The 24,403-nt window shown below is 45.2% G+C and carries 18 protein-coding genes, 1 CRISPR repeat array and 1 riboswitch; of the genes, 9 read left to right on the top strand and 9 right to left on the bottom strand.

The window, feature by feature from the left end:
* Positions 1 to 58 precede the first annotated feature (58 nt).
* Entirely contained in the window at positions 59 to 433 is a 375-nt protein-coding gene (locus NLX74_RS16095) for a PH domain-containing protein (protein ID WP_165176370.1), read from the top strand.
* A gap of 112 nt (positions 434 to 545) precedes the next feature.
* Here NLX74_RS16095 and NLX74_RS16090 read toward each other — a convergent pair whose 3' ends face one another.
* Positions 546 to 866, bottom strand: a complete 321-nt coding sequence (locus NLX74_RS16090; RefSeq protein WP_254329297.1) for a hypothetical protein — start codon at positions 864 to 866, stop codon at positions 546 to 548.
* Positions 867 to 1,058: 192 nt separating this feature from the next.
* Here NLX74_RS16090 and NLX74_RS16085 point away from each other — a divergent pair, with 192 nt between their 5' ends.
* The 6 genes from NLX74_RS16085 to NLX74_RS16060 all read left to right on the top strand — a co-directional run bounded on the left by NLX74_RS16085 (position 1,059) and on the right by NLX74_RS16060 (position 7,784).
* Positions 1,059 to 2,024, top strand: coding sequence for a carbohydrate ABC transporter permease (locus NLX74_RS16085; protein ID WP_069291360.1), 966 nt, complete (start codon positions 1,059 to 1,061; stop codon positions 2,022 to 2,024).
* Positions 2,021 to 2,842: a carbohydrate ABC transporter permease gene (locus NLX74_RS16080; protein ID WP_254329296.1), complete on the top strand. Its 822-nt coding sequence runs from the start codon at positions 2,021 to 2,023 to the stop codon at positions 2,840 to 2,842. The genes NLX74_RS16085 and NLX74_RS16080 overlap by 4 nt, the downstream gene beginning before the upstream one ends.
* A 124-nt stretch (positions 2,843 to 2,966) precedes the next feature.
* Positions 2,967 to 4,331, top strand: coding sequence for an ABC transporter substrate-binding protein (locus tag NLX74_RS16075; protein ID WP_254329295.1), 1,365 nt, complete (start codon positions 2,967 to 2,969; stop codon positions 4,329 to 4,331).
* Positions 4,332 to 4,586: 255 nt separating this feature from the next.
* A complete protein-coding gene (locus tag NLX74_RS16070; RefSeq protein WP_250267730.1) occupies positions 4,587 to 5,171 on the top strand; it encodes a TetR/AcrR family transcriptional regulator in 585 nt (194 codons plus the stop codon).
* Positions 5,172 to 5,194: 23 nt separating this feature from the next.
* Entirely contained in the window at positions 5,195 to 6,559 is a 1,365-nt protein-coding gene (locus NLX74_RS16065; RefSeq protein ID WP_235307717.1) for an HlyD family secretion protein, read from the top strand.
* A gap of 1 nt (position 6,560) precedes the next feature.
* Positions 6,561 to 7,784 carry an ABC transporter permease gene (locus NLX74_RS16060; protein ID WP_254329294.1) on the top strand — a complete coding sequence of 408 codons (1,224 nt, stop codon included), beginning with the start codon at positions 6,561 to 6,563 and terminating at the stop codon, positions 7,782 to 7,784.
* Between the two features lie 96 nt (positions 7,785 to 7,880).
* On the opposite strand, the gene NLX74_RS16055 is transcribed toward NLX74_RS16060, so the two are convergent.
* Both NLX74_RS16055 and NLX74_RS16050 read right to left on the bottom strand, forming a co-directional pair.
* Positions 7,881 to 10,478, bottom strand: coding sequence for a glycine betaine ABC transporter substrate-binding protein (locus tag NLX74_RS16055; RefSeq protein WP_254329293.1), 2,598 nt, complete (start codon positions 10,476 to 10,478; stop codon positions 7,881 to 7,883).
* Positions 10,453 to 11,676: a quaternary amine ABC transporter ATP-binding protein gene (locus NLX74_RS16050; RefSeq protein ID WP_254329292.1), complete on the bottom strand. Its 1,224-nt coding sequence runs from the start codon at positions 11,674 to 11,676 to the stop codon at positions 10,453 to 10,455. Before NLX74_RS16050 ends, NLX74_RS16055 begins: the two co-directional genes overlap by 26 nt.
* 515 nt (positions 11,677 to 12,191) lie before the next feature.
* Between NLX74_RS16050 and NLX74_RS16045 the strand changes: the two genes are divergently transcribed.
* Together NLX74_RS16045 and NLX74_RS16040 are read left to right on the top strand one after the other, a co-directional pair.
* The gene (locus NLX74_RS16045; protein ID WP_028543060.1) at positions 12,192 to 12,755 is read left to right on the top strand and encodes a GbsR/MarR family transcriptional regulator; all 564 of its coding nucleotides are present in this window, start codon (positions 12,192 to 12,194) and stop codon (positions 12,753 to 12,755) included.
* Positions 12,756 to 12,908: 153 nt separating this feature from the next.
* Positions 12,909 to 14,390, top strand: a complete 1,482-nt coding sequence (locus NLX74_RS16040) for a carboxylesterase/lipase family protein (protein WP_254329291.1) — start codon at positions 12,909 to 12,911, stop codon at positions 14,388 to 14,390.
* A gap of 143 nt (positions 14,391 to 14,533) precedes the next feature.
* Here NLX74_RS16040 and NLX74_RS16035 read toward each other — a convergent pair whose 3' ends face one another.
* From NLX74_RS16035 to NLX74_RS16010, 6 genes are all read right to left on the bottom strand, one after another.
* Positions 14,534 to 16,564 (bottom strand): methyl-accepting chemotaxis protein, encoded by a 2,031-nt coding sequence (locus NLX74_RS16035; RefSeq protein ID WP_254329290.1) that lies wholly within the window; start codon positions 16,562 to 16,564, stop codon positions 14,534 to 14,536.
* Between the two features lie 241 nt (positions 16,565 to 16,805).
* A complete protein-coding gene (locus NLX74_RS16030; protein WP_254329289.1) occupies positions 16,806 to 17,753 on the bottom strand; it encodes a DMT family transporter in 948 nt (315 codons plus the stop codon).
* Positions 17,754 to 17,925: 172 nt separating this feature from the next.
* A riboswitch (FMN riboswitch) is annotated at positions 17,926 to 18,070 on the bottom strand.
* A gap of 121 nt (positions 18,071 to 18,191) precedes the next feature.
* Positions 18,192 to 18,887 (bottom strand): ABC transporter permease, encoded by a 696-nt coding sequence (locus NLX74_RS16025; RefSeq protein ID WP_254329288.1) that lies wholly within the window; start codon positions 18,885 to 18,887, stop codon positions 18,192 to 18,194.
* Complete coding sequence (locus NLX74_RS16020) at positions 18,880 to 19,803, bottom strand: ABC transporter ATP-binding protein (protein ID WP_254329287.1); 924 nt, start codon at positions 19,801 to 19,803, stop codon at positions 18,880 to 18,882. Before NLX74_RS16020 ends, NLX74_RS16025 begins: the two co-directional genes overlap by 8 nt.
* A 127-nt stretch (positions 19,804 to 19,930) precedes the next feature.
* Positions 19,931 to 20,875 carry a sensor histidine kinase gene (locus NLX74_RS16015; RefSeq protein ID WP_254329286.1) on the bottom strand — a complete coding sequence of 315 codons (945 nt, stop codon included), beginning with the start codon at positions 20,873 to 20,875 and terminating at the stop codon, positions 19,931 to 19,933.
* 1 nt (position 20,876) lies between these two features.
* Positions 20,877 to 21,584: a response regulator transcription factor gene (locus tag NLX74_RS16010; RefSeq protein WP_069291369.1), complete on the bottom strand. Its 708-nt coding sequence runs from the start codon at positions 21,582 to 21,584 to the stop codon at positions 20,877 to 20,879.
* A gap of 417 nt (positions 21,585 to 22,001) precedes the next feature.
* Positions 22,002 to 24,209: a CRISPR direct-repeat array (repeat unit 30 nt; unit sequence CTTTAACCACAACATGTGATGTATTGAAAT).
* Positions 24,210 to 24,403: the final 194 nt, after the last annotated feature.

The raw sequence follows: 24,403 nt of genomic DNA, 5'->3' as shown, positions 1-24,403 counted from the left end.
GGTCTGAGGTCAAGGAGCTGCGACTCGTTCCTGAACTTCGAACAGGAGATGAGACGGGATGCAAACAAATGAAAAAGAGTTGAGAGCTATTAGTCTGACGTTAGAAGCGGGCGAACACATCCGATCATGTATGGGGTGTACGTATGATTTGCAACAGAGCTCCCAGAAGATATCGCATCATGGAATGCTGGCAGTGACATCCCAACGAATCATCTTTTATTCCTGCACTATGGGTACTCCTTGGGTCAAGTTCATCAATTATCACCATATTTCACTGGCTAAGCTGGATAAGGGTTTGTCGGATTCTAGGGGGAACATCACGCTGATCAATCAGGGTGTGAACGAGGTGTTCACCCACCTGCCGAGTGGAGATTGTATAGAAAGGTTTATAGCTGTGCTAGAGCAAGAAGCAGGTATCTCTTGTGAGAACTAATGATTATGAAAAACAAATAACTAAAACCTCCAACTTCGTAATGTGCCAGGAAGGCCCCTTACAGAATTTGGAGGTTTTTTTGTCTTTTAATTAGAGAGATGTGGATCGAGCGTCAGCTCAACAGAGTTATAACCAATAAATTATATAACACCAACGGCAGAATGACATTGTTGTAGGCATAGGAGCGATCAGGCGTGGTGGTGCCTGGGAAGGGTGAGTGATATTGCTGAGGGACTCTCAGATACAAATGATCCGCATCGATGTGTACAATCGTTCCTTCATATACTTGATGATCCATCGTTTGCACCCTAACCGTGTGATTCATGTAGGGGCTTAATTGATAATGCAAATGATCGCGGATATTTTTGAGTTCGGCCTGTAATTCCGGTCTAGCTTGATATAACGTTTGCGGACTGACGGTGTTGTATGGCATTCGCCTCTAACCTCCATACCCTGTATTGATGCATTATATGTAGGAGTCTATGTCCTTGTGCTTATACCTATAGAGAGTTGCTTTTACAAAATGAAAAAACATTAACATTTTACTCCAGTCCACTTGACGTTCCCTTTACATCAAAACGATACACTTACTGAGGTTGGTTTGAAAAGAAAGGGGCGCTCCGTTTTGGGTGAGCTTAACAAATCTATGGGACTAGGGACGAGGAGTCAGCAACAGATTTCGTCTAAAGCCCGCATACGCACGGGTTCGCTAAAAATTCAAAGATTGCGCGAAAACGCGCTGGCGTATACCTTTTTGGCTCCATCGCTTATTTTGTTTGCTGTATTTATGTTTTACCCGATGATCAAGTCCGTATATCTCAGCTTGCATTCTACAGATCCCGCAGGAAACGTTGCAGCTTATGTGGGGTTAGATAATTTTACTACACTTTTCAGCTCGGGACTGTTTCTACAAGGAATTAAGGTCACACTCCTGTTTGCACTGTTAACAGTACCAGTAGGTATTTTATTGGCGCTGGTACTGGCTGCACTTACACACAGTAAATTGCGGGGAATGCGTATCTTCCAGTTTGCCTTTTCGCTGCCGATGGTGTTGTCGGTCGGTTCATCTGCGGTCATTTGGAAATTTCTTTTTCATCCGACACTGGGGATGTTCAACTATGTGCTTTCCCTGCTACATATCAATCCGGTTCCGTGGCTGACCAGCCCGGATTGGGCGTTGTTCTCAGTAGCCATGATGACCATCTGGATGAATCTTGGCTTCAATTACATTATCTTATCGAGCGGACTTCAAGGGATTCCAGATGACATGTATGAAAGTGCCAAAATGGACGGAGCTGGCCCGCTCGTCACGTTCTGGCGTATCTCCCTGCCACTGTTATCACCGACGATCTTTTTTGTAACAGTAGTCTCCATCATTGGAGCCTTCCAGTCTTTTGCTCAAATTAACATTTTGACCAAAGGCGGTCCGGTGAACAGTACGAATGTATTCGTGTATTCCATCTATCAGGAAGCTTTCGTTAATTTCCGGTTTGGAACGGGGAGTGCGCAGGCCATTGTCTTGTTTGCCGTCATTCTGCTGCTCACGATGATTCAGTTCAAATGGGTGGAAAGAAAGGTGCATTACCAATGAAACGACACCTGAATTCAACATTGCTGTATGTGCTGCTTACGATTGCAGCTGCTCTCATTTTGTATCCGGTTATATATACGTTTTTTATGGCAGTCATGTCGCCGGAGGAAGCAAGCGCTTATCCACCAAGCTTTCTTCCACATTCTTTTCATATGGCGAATTTCACTGAAGTGTTTGAAATTGTTCCGATTGCAGCCTTTATTGGAAATACATTTCTCATTTCCGGTCTGACGATGATTGGGCAGTTGATTACAGCGAGCTTGGCGGCCTACGCCTTTGCCAAAATGGAATTCAAGGGAAAAAACTTCATCTTCAGCATGTTTGTAGCGACGATGATGATCCCTTGGGAAGTGACCATTATTCCAAACTACCTGACGGTACGAAGCTGGAACTGGCTTGATACGTATCAAGGGTTGACGGTTCCTTTTCTGGCGACGGCATTCGGAACATTCCTGTTAAGACAATTTTTTCTCCAGCTTCCCAAGGAACTGTTTGAGGCGGCTCGTATGGATGGGTGCGGACATATCCGTTACTTTGTGTTCCATGTGCTTCCGTTAGCGCGCCCTGCGCTCGGAACACTGGCTGTATATTCGTTCCTGAATATGTACAATTCGTATCTCTGGCCTTTACTGATCACCAATAGTGAGAATATGCGTACGGTACAGATCGGAATATCCATGCTCGAATTTCAGGAATCGACTTCATGGAATCTGGTGTTTGCGGGTACGGCACTTGTCATTTTACCGTCTCTGCTCTTGCTGATCTTTGGACTAAAGCAGTTGGTACGTGGAATGGCAGCGGGTGCGCTTAAAGGCTGATCACATATTTCAAATGAAAAGCAACACCTGCGCAAGCAGCCCATATACAGAGCTTCAACACACAAGAATATCGCAAGAGAATGCCAATTCAAGATCATTTAATCAAAGGGAGAGAAGAGAGATTATGAGATTTTTTCGTCTGAAAAGTACATTGACCCTGCTTATTCTGACTGCCATGGTGGTTGCAGCAGGTTGTAGCAATAATACTGCTGCAGAGAAGCCGAGTAATGGTAGTGATGGGGCAGCAGCGACTTCTCCAGTGAAGCTGACTTGGTGGCATTCGATGTCCGGTAACGGTGAAAAAGCAATCAAGCAGATCGCTGCTGACTTTAACGCCAGTCATAAGGACATTCAGGTAGAGCCAGTATATCAAGGCAAATATGATGACAGCTTGAACAAGCTGAAGGCATCACTTGGTTCCAACAGCGGCCCGGACATCATTCAAGTATACGAAATCGGTAGTAAATTCATGGTCGACTCCAAAATGATCACACCTGTACAACAATTTATTGATGCAGACAAGTTCGATCTGTCGCAGTTAGAGCCAAATATTACGCGTTACTACACGATTGATGGTAAATTAAACGCTATGCCGTTCAATACGTCAAACCCGATACTATACTATAACAAGGATGCATTCAAAGCCGCAGGACTTGACCCAGCTAATCCTCCGAAAACGTATGATGAGTTCGAAAAGGCTGCAAAAGCCTTGAGCAAGGATGGTAAATCCGGTGCTTCCATTGCCATCTACGGCTGGTTTATGGAGCAACTGTTTGCCAATCAGAACGCGGATTATGTGAATAATGGCAATGGTCGTGACCAAGCGGCAACGGAATCCATGCTGAATTCGGATGCCGGTGTAAAAACGCTGACGTGGTGGAAGAAAATGATCGATGAAAAGGTTGTATCCAATCTGGGACGTAACTCAGACGATACGGCAAAGGCTTTTTCCGCAGGACAAATTGCGATGACGCTGGATTCCACCGCTTCGCTGCGTAATATTGTGGAGCAGGTTGGCGATAAATTTGAAGTAGGCACAGGATTCCTGCCAAGAGCCAATGAAGCTAAAGAAGGCGGCGTGGTTGTAGGCGGCGCGAGTTTGTACATTATGAACAACAAGCCTGAAGCCCAACAGAAGGCAGCATGGGAGTTCATTAAATTCGTCGCTTCCCCAGCTGTACAGGCACAATGGAGTGTAAATACCGGGTACTTCCCGATCACGAAAGCAGCCTATGACGAGAAGGTACTCAAAGACAATATGGTAAAATATCCGCAATTCCAGACGGCGGTTGACCAATTGCACGCATCGGCACAATCCACCGCTACACAGGGCGCAGTGATGGGCGTATTCCCAGAAGCGCGCCAAATCGTCGAGGGTGCAATCGAGGCCGTTCTGAGTGGCCAGCAACAGCCAAAACAGGCATTGGATCAAGCTACACAAGAAATTACAGGCAAAATTGCGCAATATAATCAAACGGTGAAAAAATAGTCGGCCTTCCCTTAAAATCGGTTGATAATCTGTAGAATGGCCCCCTTATCATCCGATTTTATGACATAGCGGATCGAATGAGTGACCCCCTCACTTATTCGATCCGTTTTTGCATTTTTATTTTTTAGAATAAGCGTTTAGACGAAATGTCTAAAATGAATTATTTTCATTTTTCCTATTGCTGGGTTACTAAAGATGGGCTTATAATAAATACATAATTTTTGTACTGGACGGTCAGTTCAAAAAGGAGGAAGCATGAAACAGCAAACGAAGGAAATTATTTTTAACGGCGCACTTAAAGCTTTTTCCGAACGAGGATTTAACGAAACAAACATGGAAGAAATTGCTAAGGTTTGTGGCATAGCCAAAGGAACCCTGTACTACAATTTTAAAAACAAGCAAGAATTGTACATTTACATTTTGAAGATGGGGATGGAGCGATTTGTGCAGGATATCCATGAAGCGATGGCTCAGGTTCCTATGGATCAGGTAGAACTGAGGGTTCACAAGCTGATCCAAGTACATATTGAGTTCATTGGGAGAGAGCCGGATTTCTGCCGTTTACTGGTTAGCAAGGGATGGGTCTCACAGGAACAGCATTTTAATATTAGGCAGGTGCTGGCAGACTATTTTGATTTTATGGAGGCGGAGATCGATTCCGGTAAGTTATATGGGAAAATTTCAAGTAAGCTGGATGCCAAAACAACAGCCAATTGCTTATTTGGGATTTACATTTTCGCTCCAATGCGTTCCATGGTTTGGGGTGAAACGATGAATCTGCAAGAGGTTCGAGAAAGTATTGAAGTATTTGTGTGTAATGCATTGGGCATGCAACATTAATAGACAGATGGAGTGATGAAAACATGAAAGCTAAAAAATATACGATTTACGTCGTACTTATTATTTTAATCGCGGTAGGAATTTATGCCTTGACTGCTTTCCCACGGGGTGGAAGCAGCTTGTCTGCGGATCAGTCTTCTTCCATACCTACGGCTTATGTGGAGTCGGATACCCTCAATGCCAGCTTTAAAATGGCAGGACGGATTGACCAGATGCTCGTCAAAGAAGGCGATCAGGTTAAAAAGGGGCAGGTGTTAGCCCATCTGGAAAGTCGCGAGTTGGAAGATAAGGTGAAGCAGGCACAGGCGGCGTTGCTGGCAGCTAAGAGTAATGTATCCAAAGCAAAAGCCAGTGTGTTGCAGGCTCAAGCAGGCGTAGGCCAGGCACAGGCTACTGTAAGCGCCGCTCAGGCCAAGAAGAGCCAAGGTACGACATCGGTCAGTGTGACCGCTGAGGCATCCTCCAGCCAGATCGAACAGGCCAAAGCGGCTGCGAACGCCGCCAAGGCAAAACTGGATGCGCTCAAGAGCGGGGCAAGACCGCAGGAGCTTGAGCAATTGCAAGTATCTGTGAAGATAGCCAAGGAAACGCTGGATCTGACCGTTAAAAATCTGGAGCGTGCCAAAAAGCTTCAAGAAGCCGGAGCAGCAACCCAGGCATCTTTGGATCAAGCGACATTGGAACATCAACAGGCAGTGGCCAAGTATAATGCAGAGTCGCAAAAATTGGATATGGCACGGGAGGGAAGCCGCAAGGAGGAAATTACGGCGGCTGAAGCTCAATACCGTCAAGCCTTGGCTGCGGTGAAGGAAGCACAGGCAGGAGCGGGCAAAGTTGCTGTGCAACAGGAAGATGTCAAAGCTGCTCAGGCTTCGGTAGAACAAGCGCAATCTGCTGTGAAGGCGGCGCAATCCACAGTTGAGCAGGCTCAATCTGCGGTTGCAGGTGCCAATGCTCAGGTAGCCCAAGCGGAAGCTGCGCTTCAAGAGGCTCAGACCTATTTGAGTTACACGACGCTATATGCGGCCGAAGATGGAATCGTAAAATCCAAGTCGCTTAGCTTAGGTGAAATGGCTAGCGCAGGATTCCCAGTCTATACCATTGAAACTTCGACACAACGTTGGGCTAAATTCTATGTACCTGAAACGTCTCTGAATGGCCTTCAAGCAGGGGATACCGTCCAAATTAAATTGCTGTCTGGCGGTAAGGAGCTGAAGGGTAAAGTCATTCTGTTAGAGTCGGCTGCTGACTTTGCCATTCAAAAACCGAGCCAAAGCTCCGGTGACAAGGATGTCCGTTCCTTCGGTGTTAAAGTAGCATTGCCGGACCTTGCTGCTTCGGTTCCAACAGGCTCCACGGTCCTGTTTACAGGCAAAGGGGCGCAGTAATATGCAGGATTCACAGGAAAGACTTCGTATCCGTGATGTGTTTCGCGAGGAATGGCTGAGCATCTTCCGGGACCGCCGCTTTATGGCTATTCTGCTGATTACGCCGATTGTGTATACGATACTATTCGGCTTCCTATATTCACATCAGCGGATTACCGAGATGCCTGTCACAGTGTACGATGGAGATAATTCACAGCTCAGTCGCCAGATCATTCAGGCGTTCGATTCGACCGACTCATTTGCCGTTACACGGCAAGCGACCAATCAGGAAGATGCTGTCCGTCAGGTAGAGACCGGGGAAGCTAAGGTCGGAATCGTCATTCCCGACAACTTTACGACTCGGCTTAAGCATGGGGAGAATCCACCCGTGCTCACGCTGATTGACGGCAGTAATATGATGTATTCCAATAGTGCCAGTCGGATTGCGAATCAGGTCATTAGCAGCGTGAGCGCTGGAGTATCGGTCAATTCCATGAAACAAAAGGGAATGAACGCCGATCAGGCTGCGTCGACGCTGACTACCATCCCGTTCCGATCCAGAGTGCTATTTAACCCGGTATATGATTATAAGCTTTTCATGCCACTAGGGGTTATCTCTGCGGCTCTCCAGCAGTGTTTGCTGCTTGGTATCGCGTTGTCCTGCACGCGTGATAAGGAAGCAGGGACTTGGGGAAGATTTGGTGCATGGAGAAATACCCCTTGGCGGTTGGCTATTGCCAAACTGGCACCGTATTATGCAGCGGGAGCTTTCAATGTGCTGACTGTATTTAGTATCAGTGCTTTATGCTTTGATATTCCGTTCAGGGGACAGGTACTGCCTTTGGTTTTGGTATCGCTGGTCTTTAACTTTGCATTGTGCGGATTAGGCTTCTTATTCAGTCTCTTTTCCAAGACCAGAGTGGATGCGACCCAAACGCTGATGCTGATTGCTGTTCCTTCCTTTATGCTGTCAGGCTATACGTGGCCATTAGAGGCAATGCCCGGCTTCTTGCGGGGGCTTGCTGAAATATTGCCACTGACGTATTACCTGGACGCTGTACGGAACATCACGCTCAAAGGACTGGATATTACCTACATCTTCAAAGATATGATTGCTCTAGGCGTCATTGGTTGTGTGAGTCTGCTGGTGTCCTTTGTGATCTATCCGTTATTCTTTAGACAGCACCAGACGACAGGGCAGCATGCCGATGTGCCCGCTCAAGAAGGATTCACGCTAAAAGGCTGAGAGCAACTTTAAATCTGGATATCATAAAAAGGCAGATCAGGAGTAAACCCTGATCTGCCTTTTGCTTATTCGTATGGTTTAAAAGCGGAAAAAATATTATTGCTGCGCTTTAAGATCCTCGATAGAATCAATCGGTACATAGGATGGAACGACAAGCCCGGACATAACGCCAGTCATGCTGGTTCCGATGTCATCCACCTTATCCTTGTATTGAGCCCAATAATCAGCATGCGTCAATGGAAGCCAAGCGGCAGCAGTAGCATCTACACTTCCGCTGGCCACGCCAGTCCACATCGGGCCGATTTCCACTTGCAGGGCTGTTACTTTATAGCCCAATTTTTGTTCCAATACATATTTCAATACGTTCGTACTGGCAATTTCAGAATCCCAAGCAGCGTAGCTCAGCTTCAAAGGATCACCGTTGACGGGCTGTAGGCCCTTGATCCATGCCTGTACCTTGTCAGGATGTTTATCAGCCCAGTTCTTGGCAGCCTGCTGTGGGGCAATACCGTCCTGAACCGCGATCATCACTTCACCCATATCTTCAGCAGTCCACTTAAAGCGGCTTAGAAATTCATAAGCCACAGGAGCATCCTGCTTTAAACCTTTGCGGGCGATTGTATGAATTTCTTCCTTATCACCGTACGCTTTTTTAGGATCTTTCAAGTATTTCAAATCATATTTGTTAAACATCCAGTGAGGAGTCCAACCTGTTACGACGATAGGCTGCTTGGCTTTGATAGCTTTATCCAGTGTAGCGGTCATAGCAGCTCCAGAGCTTTCAAGCAGCTTCCAGTCGGATAAGCCATAGTCATTAATAGCTTTAGCGGTCAGCTTCATTAGTCCGGCGCCAGGGTCGGTACCGACAATGCGGTAACCGACCTCTTTGCCAAAGTCCTCGGTTGTGGCGGAAGCCGGAGCCGCTTCGGCTCCGTTATCCTGCAAATCAGTAATCGATTTAACATCCATGTAAGCTGGAACGACCAATCCGGTTTTAACACCGCTCATATTAGCCCCAAGATCGTCGAGCTTATCCTTGTATTTAGCCCAGTAATCCGCATGTGTTAACGGCAGCCATGCAGCCGGTGAAGCATCTACATCACCACTAGCGACACCCGTCCACATAGGACCTGCTTCCACTTGAAGTGCGGTTACTTTGTAACCCAGTTTGTTCTCCAAAATATAACTTAGCAAATTCGTACTGGCAATTTCGGAATCCCAAGCGACATAACTCAGCTTGAACGTGTCGCCATTGACAGGTTGCAGTCCTTTAGTCCATTCCTGAACCTTATCGGCATGTTTCTCCGCCCAATCCTGGGCAGCTTGTTCAGGACTGGTTCCGGCTTGAATGGCAACCATCATTTCACCCATATCTTCCGGTGTCCATTTGAAACGTTTTAGAAACTCATAAGCGATAGGAGCATCCTGTTGCAAGCCTTTACGGGCAATCGTATGAATCCCCTCGGCTTCACCATAAGACTTCTTAGGGTCTTCCAAATATTTGAGATCATACTTGTTGAACATCCAGTGAGGAGTCCAACCTGTAATAATGATCGGTTTTTTCGCTTTAATGGCTTTGTCCAGTGTGGCCGTCATAGCTGCACCGGAACCTTCAACCAGCTTCCAATCAGACAAATTGTAGTCTTGAATTGCTTTGGCAGTCGATTTCATAATGCCTGCCCCGGCATCAATACCGATAATTTTGTAACCGACTTCTTCGCCAACCGGGTTGGCAGCAGCGTTACCTTTGCCAGATGCGGAATGATCTGTACCAATAAAATATTGGGAAGCACCAGCGATCAAAATGACAGCTGTAACTGCAGAAGTAATCCATACTTTTTGCTTGCTGGATACGCGGCTTTTGCCTTTTTGCCTAGGTTTAAACAGGTTTTGCGTAAAACGGTCAAGCACAATAGCCAGAACGACAACAGCTAAGCCGGCTTCAAAACCTTTACCGATTTGCAGCTGTGTCACAGCACGGTATACAACAGCACCGATGCCTTCTGCACCGATCATGGAAGCAATAACAACCATGGATAGTGACAGCATAATCGTCTGGTTAATACCAGCCATTAAGGTAGGCAATGCCAGTGGAAGCTGAACTTTGAACAGCTTTTGCGCAGAGGTTGAACCGAAAGCATCTGAGGCTTCGATCAGCTCACCTGATACTTGCATAATCCCCAAGTTAGTCATGCGAATGGTTGGGGGGATAGCAAAGATAACAGATGCGATAACACCAGGTACAACACCCAGGCTGAAAAAGGTAACCGCTGGGAGCAAGTACACGAACGCAGGCATCGTCTGCATAAAATCAAGTAAAGGCGTGATAATGCGGGATGCGGATTTACTGTATGCACACCAGATCCCGATGGGAATCCCGATAACAATGGATACGAGCGCAGACGTGATGACCAGTCCGAGCGTATTCATTGTTTCACTCCAATAGCCAAGATTATCAATCAGCAGGAAGCCGATGACAGTAAACAGCGTAAGCTGAACCCGCCCGATCATAAAGGCGATAATCCCGATGATCACGATGAACACCAGAGGGTGCGGAAGCATGAACAGGCCTGAGAAAAAGCCTACTACAGCTTCTATAATAGAAGAAATAACATTAAACAATCCAGCCAGATGAATACCCATCCAGTCGACAATGGATTGAATCCACTCAGCGATTGGCAGTTTCGGTATCATGGGCATTCACCTCCTTTGTAGTGGTAACATCTCCACCAAGTGCGCCAAGCAATGCTCCACGGACGATAACGCCCAGCAGCTTTTGCTTGTCATCGACCACAGCCAGCGGCACCTTGGACGAGCTTGTAATTTCAAACAAATCATTAATGACAGTCTCGGCAGCAACCTGCGGTCCGTCAGTAATCAAAATATCTTCAATTTTCAAATTATTGCGCAGTGCATGAACAGCATCCTCGGCGTTAATAACACCCAGTAGCTTTTTAGTACGGTCAATGACGAACAAATTGGAAATCCCACGCTCCCGCATCAATTCCAGAGCCACACGCGGACCACGATCCATGGTGATGGTTTCTGGACGAAGCATGACATGAGCAGCCGTCAATACCTTGGACAGATCCACATCCTCGACGAAGCGGGCTACATAAGAGTTAGCCGGTTGGATCATAATTTCTTCCGGTGTACCGATTTGTACGACCGCACCGTCTCGCATCAAGGCAATCCGGTCACCAATCCGCAACGCTTCATCCAGATCATGGGTGATAAACACAATTGTTTTCTTCATTTTATCTTGAAGTTCCAACAGCTCATCCTGCATGTCACGGCGAATGAGAGGGTCCAATGCACTGAACGCTTCATCCATCAGGAGCACTTCAGGGTCATTAGCCAGCGCCCGTGCCAGGCCGACACGCTGCTGCATACCGCCACTCAATTCATCGGGCATTTTATCGCCCCAGTTTTTAAGACCAACCAGTTCCAGCGCTTGTTGCGCCTTTTCCTGACGCTGTGCTTTTTCTACCTTTTGAATTTCAAGACCATATTCTACATTTTCTAATACAGTCCGATGTGGGAACAGGGCGAATTTTTGAAAAACCATGCTTATGGTTTTACGACGAACTTCGCGAAGTTGTTCTTTGTTCATCTTACGGAGATCTTTGCCGTGGACCAGAATTTCACCGGAGGTAGGCTCAATCAAGCGATTTAGCATTCGCACCAAAGTGGACTTGCCACTGCCCGATAGCCCCATAATTACGAAAATTTCACCTTGCCTAATTTCCATGTTGGCTTTATTGACACCAACAGTAATCTGTTTTTCTTTGGCCAACTTTTCCTTGCCCCAGCCTTGCTCCAGGAGCGGAACACCTTGCTCTGCGTGAGGACCAAAGAGTTTGCTGACATTTTTGACTTCCAAAATCGTCATACATACACCTCTTCTTTCTATACTTTGCTTGGTATTAACCCCTTGTTGCATTAAGGATTGAGTATAAAAATCATAATTCTGAACATCCTGAACGGTTAATGACAAAATTAATTGTAACAGAAGCACTGCTTACATTTCAAACAAAAAAACTGTTCATAAAGTACGTACAGAAAAAACTGTACAAAGTTTCCTTTGATATGCTCCTTCGTTCTATAGAATGCTCAAACATTCGGAACTTTACAACCGATAGTGCTTTTTTTAAAATAGACAATGAAATATAACCATAAGAAAAAGATTTATGTATATCCATAATTTTAAAAGTTTACTATCATTAGCAATTTTGCGAATTATGATTTTGAACGATCCATGCTGTTGTAATATAGACAGAAGCTTTGTTTTTGAAACATTTCATTTATTATTGAAAGATTTCATACATTGCGTCAAAGCTAATCTTTTACGGGTAAATCGTTCATACTAGGTTGTGCAAAATGCTCTAAAATTAGGAGGTTGCAAGCATGAGCTTGTACCAGTTAGGTGATGAGCAGCAGGCTTCGCTGCAAAAAATTCGCAAACGTGTTATAGAAGCTATAGGTAAAAACATGGACCTGTATGGGATCACTTTGTCTGCGGGGCATTTATACGGTTTGCTTTTCTTTGCGGATAAACCGATGACGCTGGACGAGATGGGCCGTGAAATGGAAATGAGCAAAACGAGCATGAGTACAGGAGTTCGAACATTACTGGATCTGAAAATGGTAAATAAGGTTTGGAGCAAGGGCTCACGCAAAGACTTGTATGAAGTCGAATATGACTGGCATCAAACCTTCACTGATTTCTTCGCTATTAAATGGAGAAAAGCGGTAGAAACAAATTTACTGGTGTTGCGCAAAGCCATTGATGAGCTGGACAGATTGATGAATCAGGGTGAAGAGTACGAGGAATTTAAGGCGATTCTTCAGCAAGATCGTATGAAAATGAAGCAGGCCGTCGCTTATTACAAGTGGCTAGACCGACTAATTGACTCTATGGAAAGCGAAGAAATTTACAAGTTGATTCCCAAAGAAGAAGTTCGGGATTAATCGCTATTTCCCTATCTTGTTTATAAAAATGCCGGAGCGCAAAAGTGCTTCCGGTATTTTTTGGTTTGGCCGTGTGCAAAGGGTATAATAGAGATATGTAAAGATTGATATTATACCGTTGTGTTGAAGATACGAAATAAAGGAGGCTTCATGATGGAGAGTATTACGGTACATACTCGTTTAGGTCAATTACGTGGGGAAACGGGGAATGGATATCATGTATGGAGAGGTATCCCATATGCACAGCCTCCTGTTGGAAAACTACGTTTTCATGCGCCCCAGCCTTTGGAGTCTTGGGAGGGTGTACGGGCTGCGACGAGTTTTGGGCCAATCTGTCCGCAACCTATGCCATCCGCTGAAAGTATGACTGGAAATCTGGTGGAACCGCCTGAGCAGTCAGAGGATTGCTTATACCTGAACATTTGGACACCTGCTTCGAAGGCTCCTGAGAAGGGACGTCCGGTGATGGTGTGGATTCATGGCGGTGCCTTTGTCACGGGGTCCGGGATTATACCTTTATATGACGGGGAACGCATGGCGAAGAATGGCGATGTTGTGGTTGTTACGATCAATTATCGATTGGGGCCGTTAGGATTTTTGCATCTGACTCCAAAGGGAGATGGCCTGACCTCTAATGCGGGACTGCTGGATCAGATCGCTGCGCTGGAATGGGTTAGGGATCACATCTCTGCCTTTGGCGGTAACCCGGACGAAGTAACGGTGTTCGGTGAATCGGCAGGCGCGATGAGTATTGCCGCTTTATTGGCGATGCCATCCGCTGAGGGACTGTTCCAGCGTGCGATTTTGCAGAGCGGTGCGTCGCAGGTATTGCCAACTTCACAGGCCGAACAAGTGACGGCTGTGTATCTGCAGCAGCTGGGTGTGGACACTCAGCATCCAGAACGGTTGTTTACGCTGCCGACAGATGCGCTGATGCTAGCTATGGCGAAGACGCATGAAGTCATCGGACCAGGGATGGCGATGATCTATCAACCCGTCGTGGACGGTGTGACCTTGCCAGATGAACCGCTGTCTGCAATCGCGCAAGGTTCAGCAAAGCAGGTATCCGTTTTGATTGGAACGAACTTGCATGAGGGGGCCTATTTCATCCGAAAAGAATCCCATCTAATGAACAAGTCAACAGCGAGTCAGGCATTGGAAATGATGACGGGCATGTCAGACATCGGCGACCTGATAGAACCATTTCCTGTTACGATTGAGGGACAGGCACAAATGTTGACTGATCTATTTTTTTGGCGTCCTGCATTGGCTCTTGCTGTTGCGCAGTCGGCGCATGCGCCTGTATGGATGTATCGTTTTGATTGGACATTGCCGGGACATCCTACCTTTGGACAAGCGGTTCACGGTGCCGAAATTGCGTTTGTTTTCGATAATCTGGAGCTGCTAGGTAAGCTTGGATTAGAGATTCAACCGTCGATGCAGAAGCTCGCTCAAGCTATGCAGCAGGCATGGGTTGCTTTTGCACGTGATGGGAAGCCTGTGCTGTCCGAGGAGGCTTGGCCGATGTACGACAGGGAAGAGCGGACTACAGCTATTTTCCATCAGGATATTAAAATGGAGCACGACCCCGAAGGAGATAGACGCCGTCAGTTAACCGGTCAGATGACCCTATAAGTAAACAAGAGAAATCACCCCAAGTACTCACATGGAAAAAGCCTTCGCCCGTAACTAGCATACGGACGAAGGCTTTTGTTAGTCATTAGATGTACTGCCGCTCATTCTTACTTGCATGAAATTGCAACGATACGATGTGTAACTTAAATCTTAAATCGCTTAACCAGCTGTTGCAAATCCTGGGCCATGTTGGACAACTCCTGAGACGAAGATGCGATTTCCTCCATGGCCGCCATTTGCTCCTGAGCGGCAGCAGAGGTTGTCTGCGAACTGTCCGCCGAATTGCGAGACAGACTTGCCAAATGGGTGACAGTAGCCGAAACTTCCTCTGTACTGGCTGAGATTTGTTCAGCCGCAGCGGACACACTTTGGATTTGTTCCACAATATGAGATGTAGAGCGTTCAATATTCGTAAATGCACCTTCTGCATCTTGGCTAATACGTAATCCTTCACCTACCTGGTTACGAACATTACCGTTCATGGTAGCGGTGGAGCGTTGAATCAAATCGAGCATCTGAGTAATGATCTGACTGATGGAATCTGCGCTTTCCTTGGATTGCTCAGACAGCTTGCGTACCTCTATAGCGACTACGGCAAATCCACGCCCGGCTTCGCCAGCTCTGGAAGCTTCAATAGACGCGTTCAGAGACAACAAATTGGTTTGCTTGGCAATGGCGGCAATAGCTGTATTCATCTGCTTCGCATCGTCTGAGAGCTGGGATAGCTCATCCATCAGGCTAGCCGTTTGGCTTACAGCTTCCAGAATACGGTCCATTTGTGTCCGCACATGGCTGATCATTTGACTGCCTTGAGCTACATCATGCTCGGTTTGTCCTGCTGAATCCACGATGGAGCTTGCTGATTCGGCAATGGTGCTGACACCCTTGGCCATTTCTTCAACGGCATTAGCGGTTTGCTCGGATGCCTCGGCGCTGGTGGCTGCATTTTCTGCGGATTCCATAACCGTTTCCGCTACGTGTTGTACGGACTCCGTCGTTTGCTCTGTGCTTTCCTTGATCATCAGAGAAGAGGAAGCAAGTCGGGAGGACGTTTGATTGACCTCGGAAACCATCGTATGCAAGGAATGCGTCATCTGGTCAAAATTCTGTGCCAGTTCGCCGAACTCATCCTTGCTGGATAGGTTAACACGTTCGGTCAGATTTCCGTCACGGACGATGCGTGTTCCTGCTTGCAGCTTGCGCAGCGGAATTAAGAACGAGCGGACCATAAGCACAATGATGATCGCAGCGGCAAGTATGGAAATGACAATCACAATCAGGCTTTGCTTCAGAATCGGTTGGGCTGCATCACTGTAATCCTCCAGATCCGACAGTGCGACAATGCTCCATCCGGTGAGAGGGTCCTTAAGTGTAAAGGCCAGCATATCTCGATTCATAAATTGAATTTGCGACATGGAAGGAGTATCGTTTTCGACGGTTGTCGCCACTTCGGGAAGTCCCTCTATGGCGTCAGCCGGTTTTTTGCCTGTCTTGTTAAAGGCTGTTCCAGTCCCAGATACAACTTTATATTCAGAATCAACAATAATGAGTCCTCCGCGTTCACCAATCTTAACAGACTGCAGACTTTCACCCATCTTGTCCAGATTCAAAGCCAATGCAACAGCTCCTTCACCGTCCTCCAGCGTTCCCGATATATTAACGACTAAATTCCCTGTCGTGACGCTGGCAACTGGAACACCGACGAATACTTTGCCCTTTTCCAGCATCGCATTTTTGTACCATTTTCTCTCCCGGGGGTCATAATCGGCCTCCTGTTTTTTCGGCGAACGTATGTATTGCCCTTTCGCATTACCGAGAAGCGCGGCATCTAGCTCGGGATGAGCCTTGACGATGACATCCAACTTCTTCTGAAGGGCCTCTTGGTTGGTACCAATGGAATCAGAATTGATTTCAGTGGTAAGCACGTCCAGGTCTTTCATAATAGGTGCTACATACTGATTGACATTGCTCCGGATCAAATACAGATTCGTGTATACGGAACCGCCCATTTGCTGACTGAGTTGTGTTGTAGCCCCCTGATAGGAAAAGTACCCGATAAGTGCGCTCGGAATCAATAACACAGCCAAAAAAGATATTATTAATCTTGTCCTCATTAAATAAAACTGTTTGAGAAACTTGTTCCACCACGGAACTGTTTGTTTTGTTTTAGTCATAGCTCTTGCTCCTCTGTGTCTGATGATCACTACATTCTTTTATTCGACAGAAACCGACTAATTTTATAGATGTAATCTTTGAGAAACGAAGAATAATTACATGTTTTAGACACTTTTTCTGAAAGATAGGTCTAAAGAACTGTATTTTATATAAATACGAATATATAAAAAAGCCAAATCGGAGATGCAAAAGCATCTTCACGATTTGGCTTGGATGAGTCATGAAAGGGACGTTAAACTGTTAATTTTTTTGCTGACGTGAAATCATAAAGAGCGTAATCCAGATGAGCATAAAACCAGTCAATTGCGCTACAGTGACAATTTGCTGAAATGCGATCCAGTTAATCACGACACCAACCATGGGAAAGCTCAGTTCTGCCATCGTAGCATAAGACGCTTTGGTCGTACTTAAGCCTTTGTAATACAGCAGCAAGCTGAGAAGGCCCGGAAGCAATGCCTGCAATAGCAGATTGATAATCACAGCTGCGCTCGCCCATGTACCGGCAGGCATATTCCATGGCGCATGCTCTACAGAGGTGAGGACAATCAGCAGAGGGAGCGCCACCATGAAGCGGAGGGAGGTTACTGTTTCATATTTCATTGAACGAAGCAAGTAACTTCCCATGACTGTCGAACCGCCCCACAGAACTGCTGCACCGAGTGCAAGCAGACTACCAAACTGAACAAAATCACGAACATGTCCGAAGGGGAGTGACCAACCGAAGGTCAGAAGATACGTCCCGAACAGAGCGACTACAATTAATACTCCAAAATGACGCGGCAACATTTCCTTTAAAATAATACGGGCTAGAACAATAGCGACCAAGGGTTGAAGCTTCTGGAGTAAGAGTACAGCATTCAAATCGCCATTGCTGAGTGCCATAGTGAAAATCACGCTGGCCAGAGCCGAGCCGCCCCACGAGACAAATAAAATAGCGAAAACTTGACGAAGCCGTACCGCTTTGAGTTCCTCACGATGCTTCCACAGCATCGGTGTCAGAGCGAGGAAGAGCAGCACATGCTCCATAAGTACAATTTGTGTTGAAGTAAATGACTTTAGCAAAATAATACGAAAAAGCGGGTCTGCGCCCCACAAGGCTGCTCCAATTGCGACCAGCCAAAAACCGCTTTTCATGTGGGAGCTACGATCAAAACCTTTGGATGTTAGTACAGTAGAAGATTGACTCATACTCAATTAGCTCCTTGCGAATACAGGACCGGTGGCACAAAAACCCCCGTCCATGGCGAAAGGCCATGCAAGACGGGGGTTGATCAAATAAACTTGCCGCTTTATGCAAGTTAAATGAAGTTGCTGCAAAACTAATAACGCAGTATTCATCCACTTCGCGGCATGTTGATATTTCGATCTTCTTCCATCCGGACTTTACCGTCGGCTTTGGCATCTCACCAAATCAGTCCGTATCCTGTTGCCAGATACAGAGTCGCGGGCTTAGCTCCATGAGCCATACCGCCGGTTGGGAATCTCACCCTACCCCGAAGATCCTTATTCCGTTTTTAATTTCTCCTATAGGATATACCTGTTTTAGAATGAAGTCCAGTGAAAAATGTGTGTATATCTAACAATGATTTTCATCTTTTTTTTGAAAGCGCTCTACGAAATTACATATTACGAGGTAATATCCTTATACTCAATACGTCGAATCGCCGCATAAGCCACAAGCATTCCTAGTAGAGAGAAGCCAATTTGCACGGGGGCTATGGAACTAAGTGGAGCACCGTTATTATTGGAGAAAAGCAATGCTACAATCAGGATTGAGGTCACAATGGTGGTGGGTACAGAGTATCTTCGCATCCCCATATACAGCGGAACCAATCCCATAAAGCTGGTAGCAACGGCATTGATCAGCGTCCGTGCTGATTGTTGTCCCAGTATGGAAAGAGTAAGGTTATCCGGTACAATCAAGACAAACTGGTTGAGCAGATGAATAGCAGCCGTAATGATTATTTCCGAAATAATAATAGACAAGAATGTAAACAGCAGCACAACCAAGAGCTTGGCGATCATCAGCTTTTGACGGTGAATCGGGTACATGAACAAGATCGTAATCGATTTGGATTTAAATTCTCCGACGATAAAGCGGCATAGCAAAACGGAGGAAAATACAATAAATGTTGCTCTCACAAAATTGTCTATTAGATCCAAGAGTTGAGTGTACTGTGTGAATTCGGGTATTCCTTCACTTTGACTGTCCAGCGCGATAATACAGAGCAGCCCAAGAATGCATGCATTGGCAATCAGTGCTGATCGGATATAACCCGCGAGATGAAATTTTTTCAGCTCCAACTGCATCAATTTAAGCATGGAGATCACCTCCGTTTAACAGGCGCAAAAAGTAGTCTTCCAGCGTGCTGCTTTTCTGATGAATGGAATCCACCTCTATATCATTTAAAATGAGCGTTTTCGTAATTTGTTTCTGCGGTACATTTGAATCGTAAATACGTATACTCTGTTCATTTAGTACCCTTATATTATTCAGATTCAGATGATGGGAGAGGACGTAGGTCGCTTTTTTACAATCGTTGGTCGTAAATTCGATATATTCCGTATTGGTTTCCCGCACCTGCTCCATCGATACTTCCTCAATCAGTCGTCCGTGATTAATCACGCCTACCGTATCCGCAATCTGCTCTATTTCCGCTAAAATATGACTGGACACGAGCAGAGTCATCCCATATTCCTTGCATAGCATGTGGAATAGTTGGCGGATTTCCTTGATACCCACGGGGTCCAGACCATTAATGGGTTCATCCAAAATGAGTAGCTCTGGCTTAGTTGCAATAGCGCGGGCAATCCCAAGACGTTGCTTCATTCCCAGCGAAAAATCCTTTACTGGCTTGTCATCCGCATTTCGCAAATTCACTAATTCTAGGGCATCCCGAACAGCCTGCTTATTATAGTAGCCCATGTATTCACAATGAAGTTCGAGATTTTGCTGTGCCGTCAGCCTGTCATAAAAAATCGGGTATTCAATAATCGAACCCATCCGTCCGAGCAGATGATACGATTTTGGCGTTAATTTCTCACCGAATAATTCAATTTCACCCGAAGTCGGCTTGAGTAAATTCGTAATCATTTTCATCATCGTTGTCTTGCCTGCCCCGTTAGGGCCGAGAAAGCCATAGGTTTCTCCCTTGCGCACATTCATACTGACTCCCGATACAATTTCATTGCCCTTCAGGGCCTTGGTCAACTGATGTGTACGTATTACGTAAGTCATGGGTGTTCTCCCTTCGTATACTGCTGATAATTCAAGGATAAAGGGCGAAATGTTCATTTTTCTTTCGTGATTCTTACAAATTTATTAAGTTGAGCACAAATCGAATTATGCAAAATGCTGAATTCGATTAATAGTTGATTTTCTTCAATGTAAAAGAGAAGACTGTCCGCTCATAAGGTCTACTAGTCAATTGAATTTCTCCGTTCATCGTTTCAACCAGACGTTTGGCAATCGTAAGGCCCAGTCCGCTGCCTTGTACCGCCTTATTGCGGGAGTCCTCCAGTGTGTACATGCGTTCAAAAACTTTATCTTGCTCAGATTCCTGTATGCCTTTGCCACGATCCCATACTTCTATACACACTGTATCCTGCTGTTCCAATAGAGCCAGACCCAGCGTCCGTCCATCTGCCCCATAGCGAATGGCATTCGAGATCAGATTGTTCAGCACCCGCCCAATCGCTCCTTCGTTCCCCAAGGCATGAATAGGATGCTCCGGGATCTCGATGTGCACAGTAAACCCCTGTGCGGTCAGCAGATCATAAAACTCCAAAATGCTGCGTCTGCACAGTTCTCCCACCTCCAGTCGGGTTAGTGGAATGTCTGTATCGTTAGCTTCCAGCTTCGCCAAGCTAAAAAAGCTCCCGATCAGCTCAATCGCTTCGCTTGTCTTTTGATGAATTTTGGATAGCAGCTTTATTCGTTCTTCTGGCAAAATAGTCGGATCGCCATCCAGCATCTCGGCATATCCAAGCACAACCGTAAGCGGGGTCTTGAGATCGTGGGAAATGTTCGAAATCATTTTGCGCATGGCGATTTGGCTACGGTTGTAATCTGCAGACACTCTGAGATTCAAGTCCAGCAGTCGATTAATTTCCGTCATGAGTCGTTGCAGTTCAACGTCACCTGTGACATATAGCAGCTTTTCCGCATGATTCACCGTCACAATCCGCTCTAGTAGGGTTCGGATATCCTTTATTTTGCGCTTATAGGCCATACGCTCACGCCAAAGCCATACTATAACGACTGACATGATGAGGCCGACAATCCATTCAGAAATGTTCTCGATGTTCATATCAGCCATTCTCCCATTTGTAGCCAATGCCCCATAGCGTTTTAATGTGGACAGGATGAGAGGGATCTTCTTCGATTTTCTCACGCAGACGGCGAATATGGACGTTAATCACGTTCTCGTCGCCCATATAATCGTCTTTCCAAATAAATCCGTATAATTGTGCTTTTGTAAATACCCGGTTCGGATTGGCTACAAATAGCTTCAAAATATCGGACTCTTTGGCTGTTAGCTGAATTTCATTTTCATTGCGTATGACTGTAAAATGATCAAAATCAATGCGCAGACTGCCGTAGGTCAAAACTTGTGCTTGCGGCTGTTCCTCCTGTTGTTGCTGACGGGCATATGTAGTAGATCTGCGGATCGCGGACTGAATACGAGCTGTCATTTCCAGCATTGAAAAAGGTTTGGCAACATAATCGTCTGCCCCAAAGCCCAGTCCAAGCGCTTTATCCACGTCGCTGTCCTTGGCTGACATAATCAGAATCGGGACAGCGCTATGGGTACGGATCCGGCGGATCACCTCCATACCGTCCACCTTCGGCATCATCAAATCCACCAGTACCAGATCATAGGTATGACGTTCAAAGGCGAGAAGCCCTTCTTCCCCGTCATAGGCGGTAGTTAAATTGTAGCCTTCCTTGCTGAGTGCTTTGAGTAACATTTCGGCAATGGATAGATCGTCTTCAATTAGTAAAATATGTTGTGACATAGGTGTGGTACACCCCTAATTTTTAGATTAAGCTCGTGTGACGAACTGTACCTGAATTATATAGAGCAGTGGAGGGGATTTCCATAAAAAATATCCATTGAAGTTGAGTGGGGAATATTCATAGCAAGTTAAAAGGGTGTTTTTCCCGATGCATTGACTTTATTTCAAGAATGAATTCCACGGTGTACATCCAATGATGTTCCTAATAAATTAAGGTATTTCATTAAGCGTTGTAGGTGATTTTTTCCCAACCTCTTAAAAGAGTGAGACGTGGAATTTCTTAGAGGTGCAAGGGTTTTAGACGTTTTTCTCTACAATCAGAGGGTAGGGGTCTACGGTTGGGAAAAAATTGCGAAACCCTTGTGGCTGTAGTAAAATAAGCACATTATTAAAACTGAAAAGCTTGATTCTACTAGCCTTTAACCACAACATGTGATGTATTGAAATTGAAGTTCTTCCACATCGACCAAAAAAAATTCCAGTCCTTTAACCACAACATGTGATGTATTGAAATCACAGTAAAACCCTGGGCGGCGAATGGATTGATGTTACTTTAACCACAACATGTGATGTATTGAAATTCTACAGCAAGCACAATGTAAGGTGGTCTGTCCCACCTTTAACCACAACATGTGATGTATTGAAATAGGACTATGAGACTGTGGTAGGTGCGGCTATTAACTCTTTAACCACAACATGTGATGTATTGAAATTCACGAAGGTTGCCAAGGATTGCGGAACGTCGGTTTCTTTAACCACAACATGTGATGTATTGAAATTGTTCATACCTCCTGGGCACGTGTCCAGAATCCTGGCTTTAACCACAACATGTGATGTATTGAAATCCAGTTATCTAGCATTTATTTAGCGTTACTTTCGCGCTTTAACCACAACATGTGATGTATTGAAATAAAATATCCATAGCCGCGTCATTGTCTATGTACTCACTTTAACCACAACATGTGATGTATTGAAATGAGTAGGATGGTGCATATCCAGTCTGGAATGGGTTACTTTAACCACAACATGTGATGTATTGAAATTTGGGATGAAGAAACCAAGAAAAAAGCTATGATATACTTTAACCACAACATGTGATGTATTGAAATTAATTGCTCTTATTCTATTTAAGTGAGGTGAAATCTCTTTAACCACAACATGTGATGTATTGAAATTAGCGATTTTCAGCAGTAGCAGCCACCACTTCCGTCTTTAACCACAACATGTGATGTATTGAAATTGCTGGATCACGTATTGCGTTACCCACAGACCCCGTTCTTTAACCACAACATGTGATGTATTGAAATAAGCCAAATTAACGCCGGAACAGTTTGAGGGCTATCCTTTAACCACAACATGTGATGTATTGAAATGCGCTCTTTCCTTTTTCATTGCTGTTAACCATGCTTCTTTAACCACAACATGTGATGTATTGAAATTACGGCGGGTTGACATTTCTCCCAGCCCGCCCGTTTCTTTAACCACAACATGTGATGTATTGAAATTACAGCTGCTTCGGTACTTCCTGATCCCTGTTTACAACTTTAACCACAACATGTGATGTATTGAAATGTAGGGTCAGGCGGTTGTGAAACCCGACCAAAATAACTTTAACCACAACATGTGATGTATTGAAATTAAATATGGAAAAACTGGTTTGATTTTCGGGCGCTGCTTTAACCACAACATGTGATGTATTGAAATGTCGGATGTAACAGCAACGGTGAATCAGGTGCCGCAACTTTAACCACAACATGTGATGTATTGAAATTACAGATTCACATCCCCCTGCGCGGCCCATAATATCTTTAACCACAACATGTGATGTATTGAAATTAGTAATAACGACTATCGCCATTGAAGCTTTCAAATCTTTAACCACAACATGTGATGTATTGAAATTAGCGATCTATAAGGATATTTATTGGGACAATCCTTTAACCACAACATGTGATGTATTGAAATCAGATGCAACAGGGCTGGCGACTGAACGCGTGGTACTTTAACCACAACATGTGATGTATTGAAATTCAGGTATTTGGTGCTTAGGTCCTCGAATTTGTATCCTTTAACCACAACATGTGATGTATTGAAATGGCACAGACAGCGGAAGAAGTGACTGCCGGAGGGCCTTTAACCACAACATGTGATGTATTGAAATAGGTAAGATGGTAGCCAGTGGAGAGATTATCAACCTCTTTAACCACAACATGTGATGTATTGAAATTCAAATGTAAGAACTAAAGGTTTGTCCGGTTCTACATCTTTAACCACAACATGTGATGTATTGAAATAGATACCGGCGCATACGTAGCGCCTGTGTAGCAGTAGCTTTAACCACAACATGTGATGTATTGAAATATATTATGCGCATTACTGTTATATGTGGGTGTTGTGCTTTAACCACAACATGTGATGTATTGAAATAATGGACGGGCAGTAATCAGCCGCCAGAAGGTGCACCTTTAACCACAACATGTGATGTATTGAAATTTAACAGTCGTGAGATGGTTGAGAGTGTCCGTGAGACTTTAACCACAACATGCGATATATTGAAATTTGTAGAGGAAGGTTCGCCCTGTTAACGGAGATTCACTTTAACCACAACATGAGATGTATTCAAAATACTCGGCCTCGTTTCTGATAAAGTGTTTTGTTCGGTGCTCAACAATTAAAATTATTTAGCTTCATCCTTCCATGAACTTCATTCCTTTTTATTGAAAAAAGCCTCCTAAGCCACTTATGGGACTGACCCCCGTTTGTGAGACAGGGATCAAAACACCTTTCAAGTTTAAGCAGCCAGTCGCCTGTAATCTACC

It is taken from the genome of Paenibacillus sp. MZ03-122A, assembly GCF_024213325.1.
GTDB lineage: Bacteria > Bacillota > Bacilli > Paenibacillales > Paenibacillaceae > Paenibacillus > Paenibacillus polymyxa_B.
The sequence above is the reverse complement of the archived record's forward strand: the minus strand, read 5'-3'. Positions and strand labels throughout refer to the sequence as shown.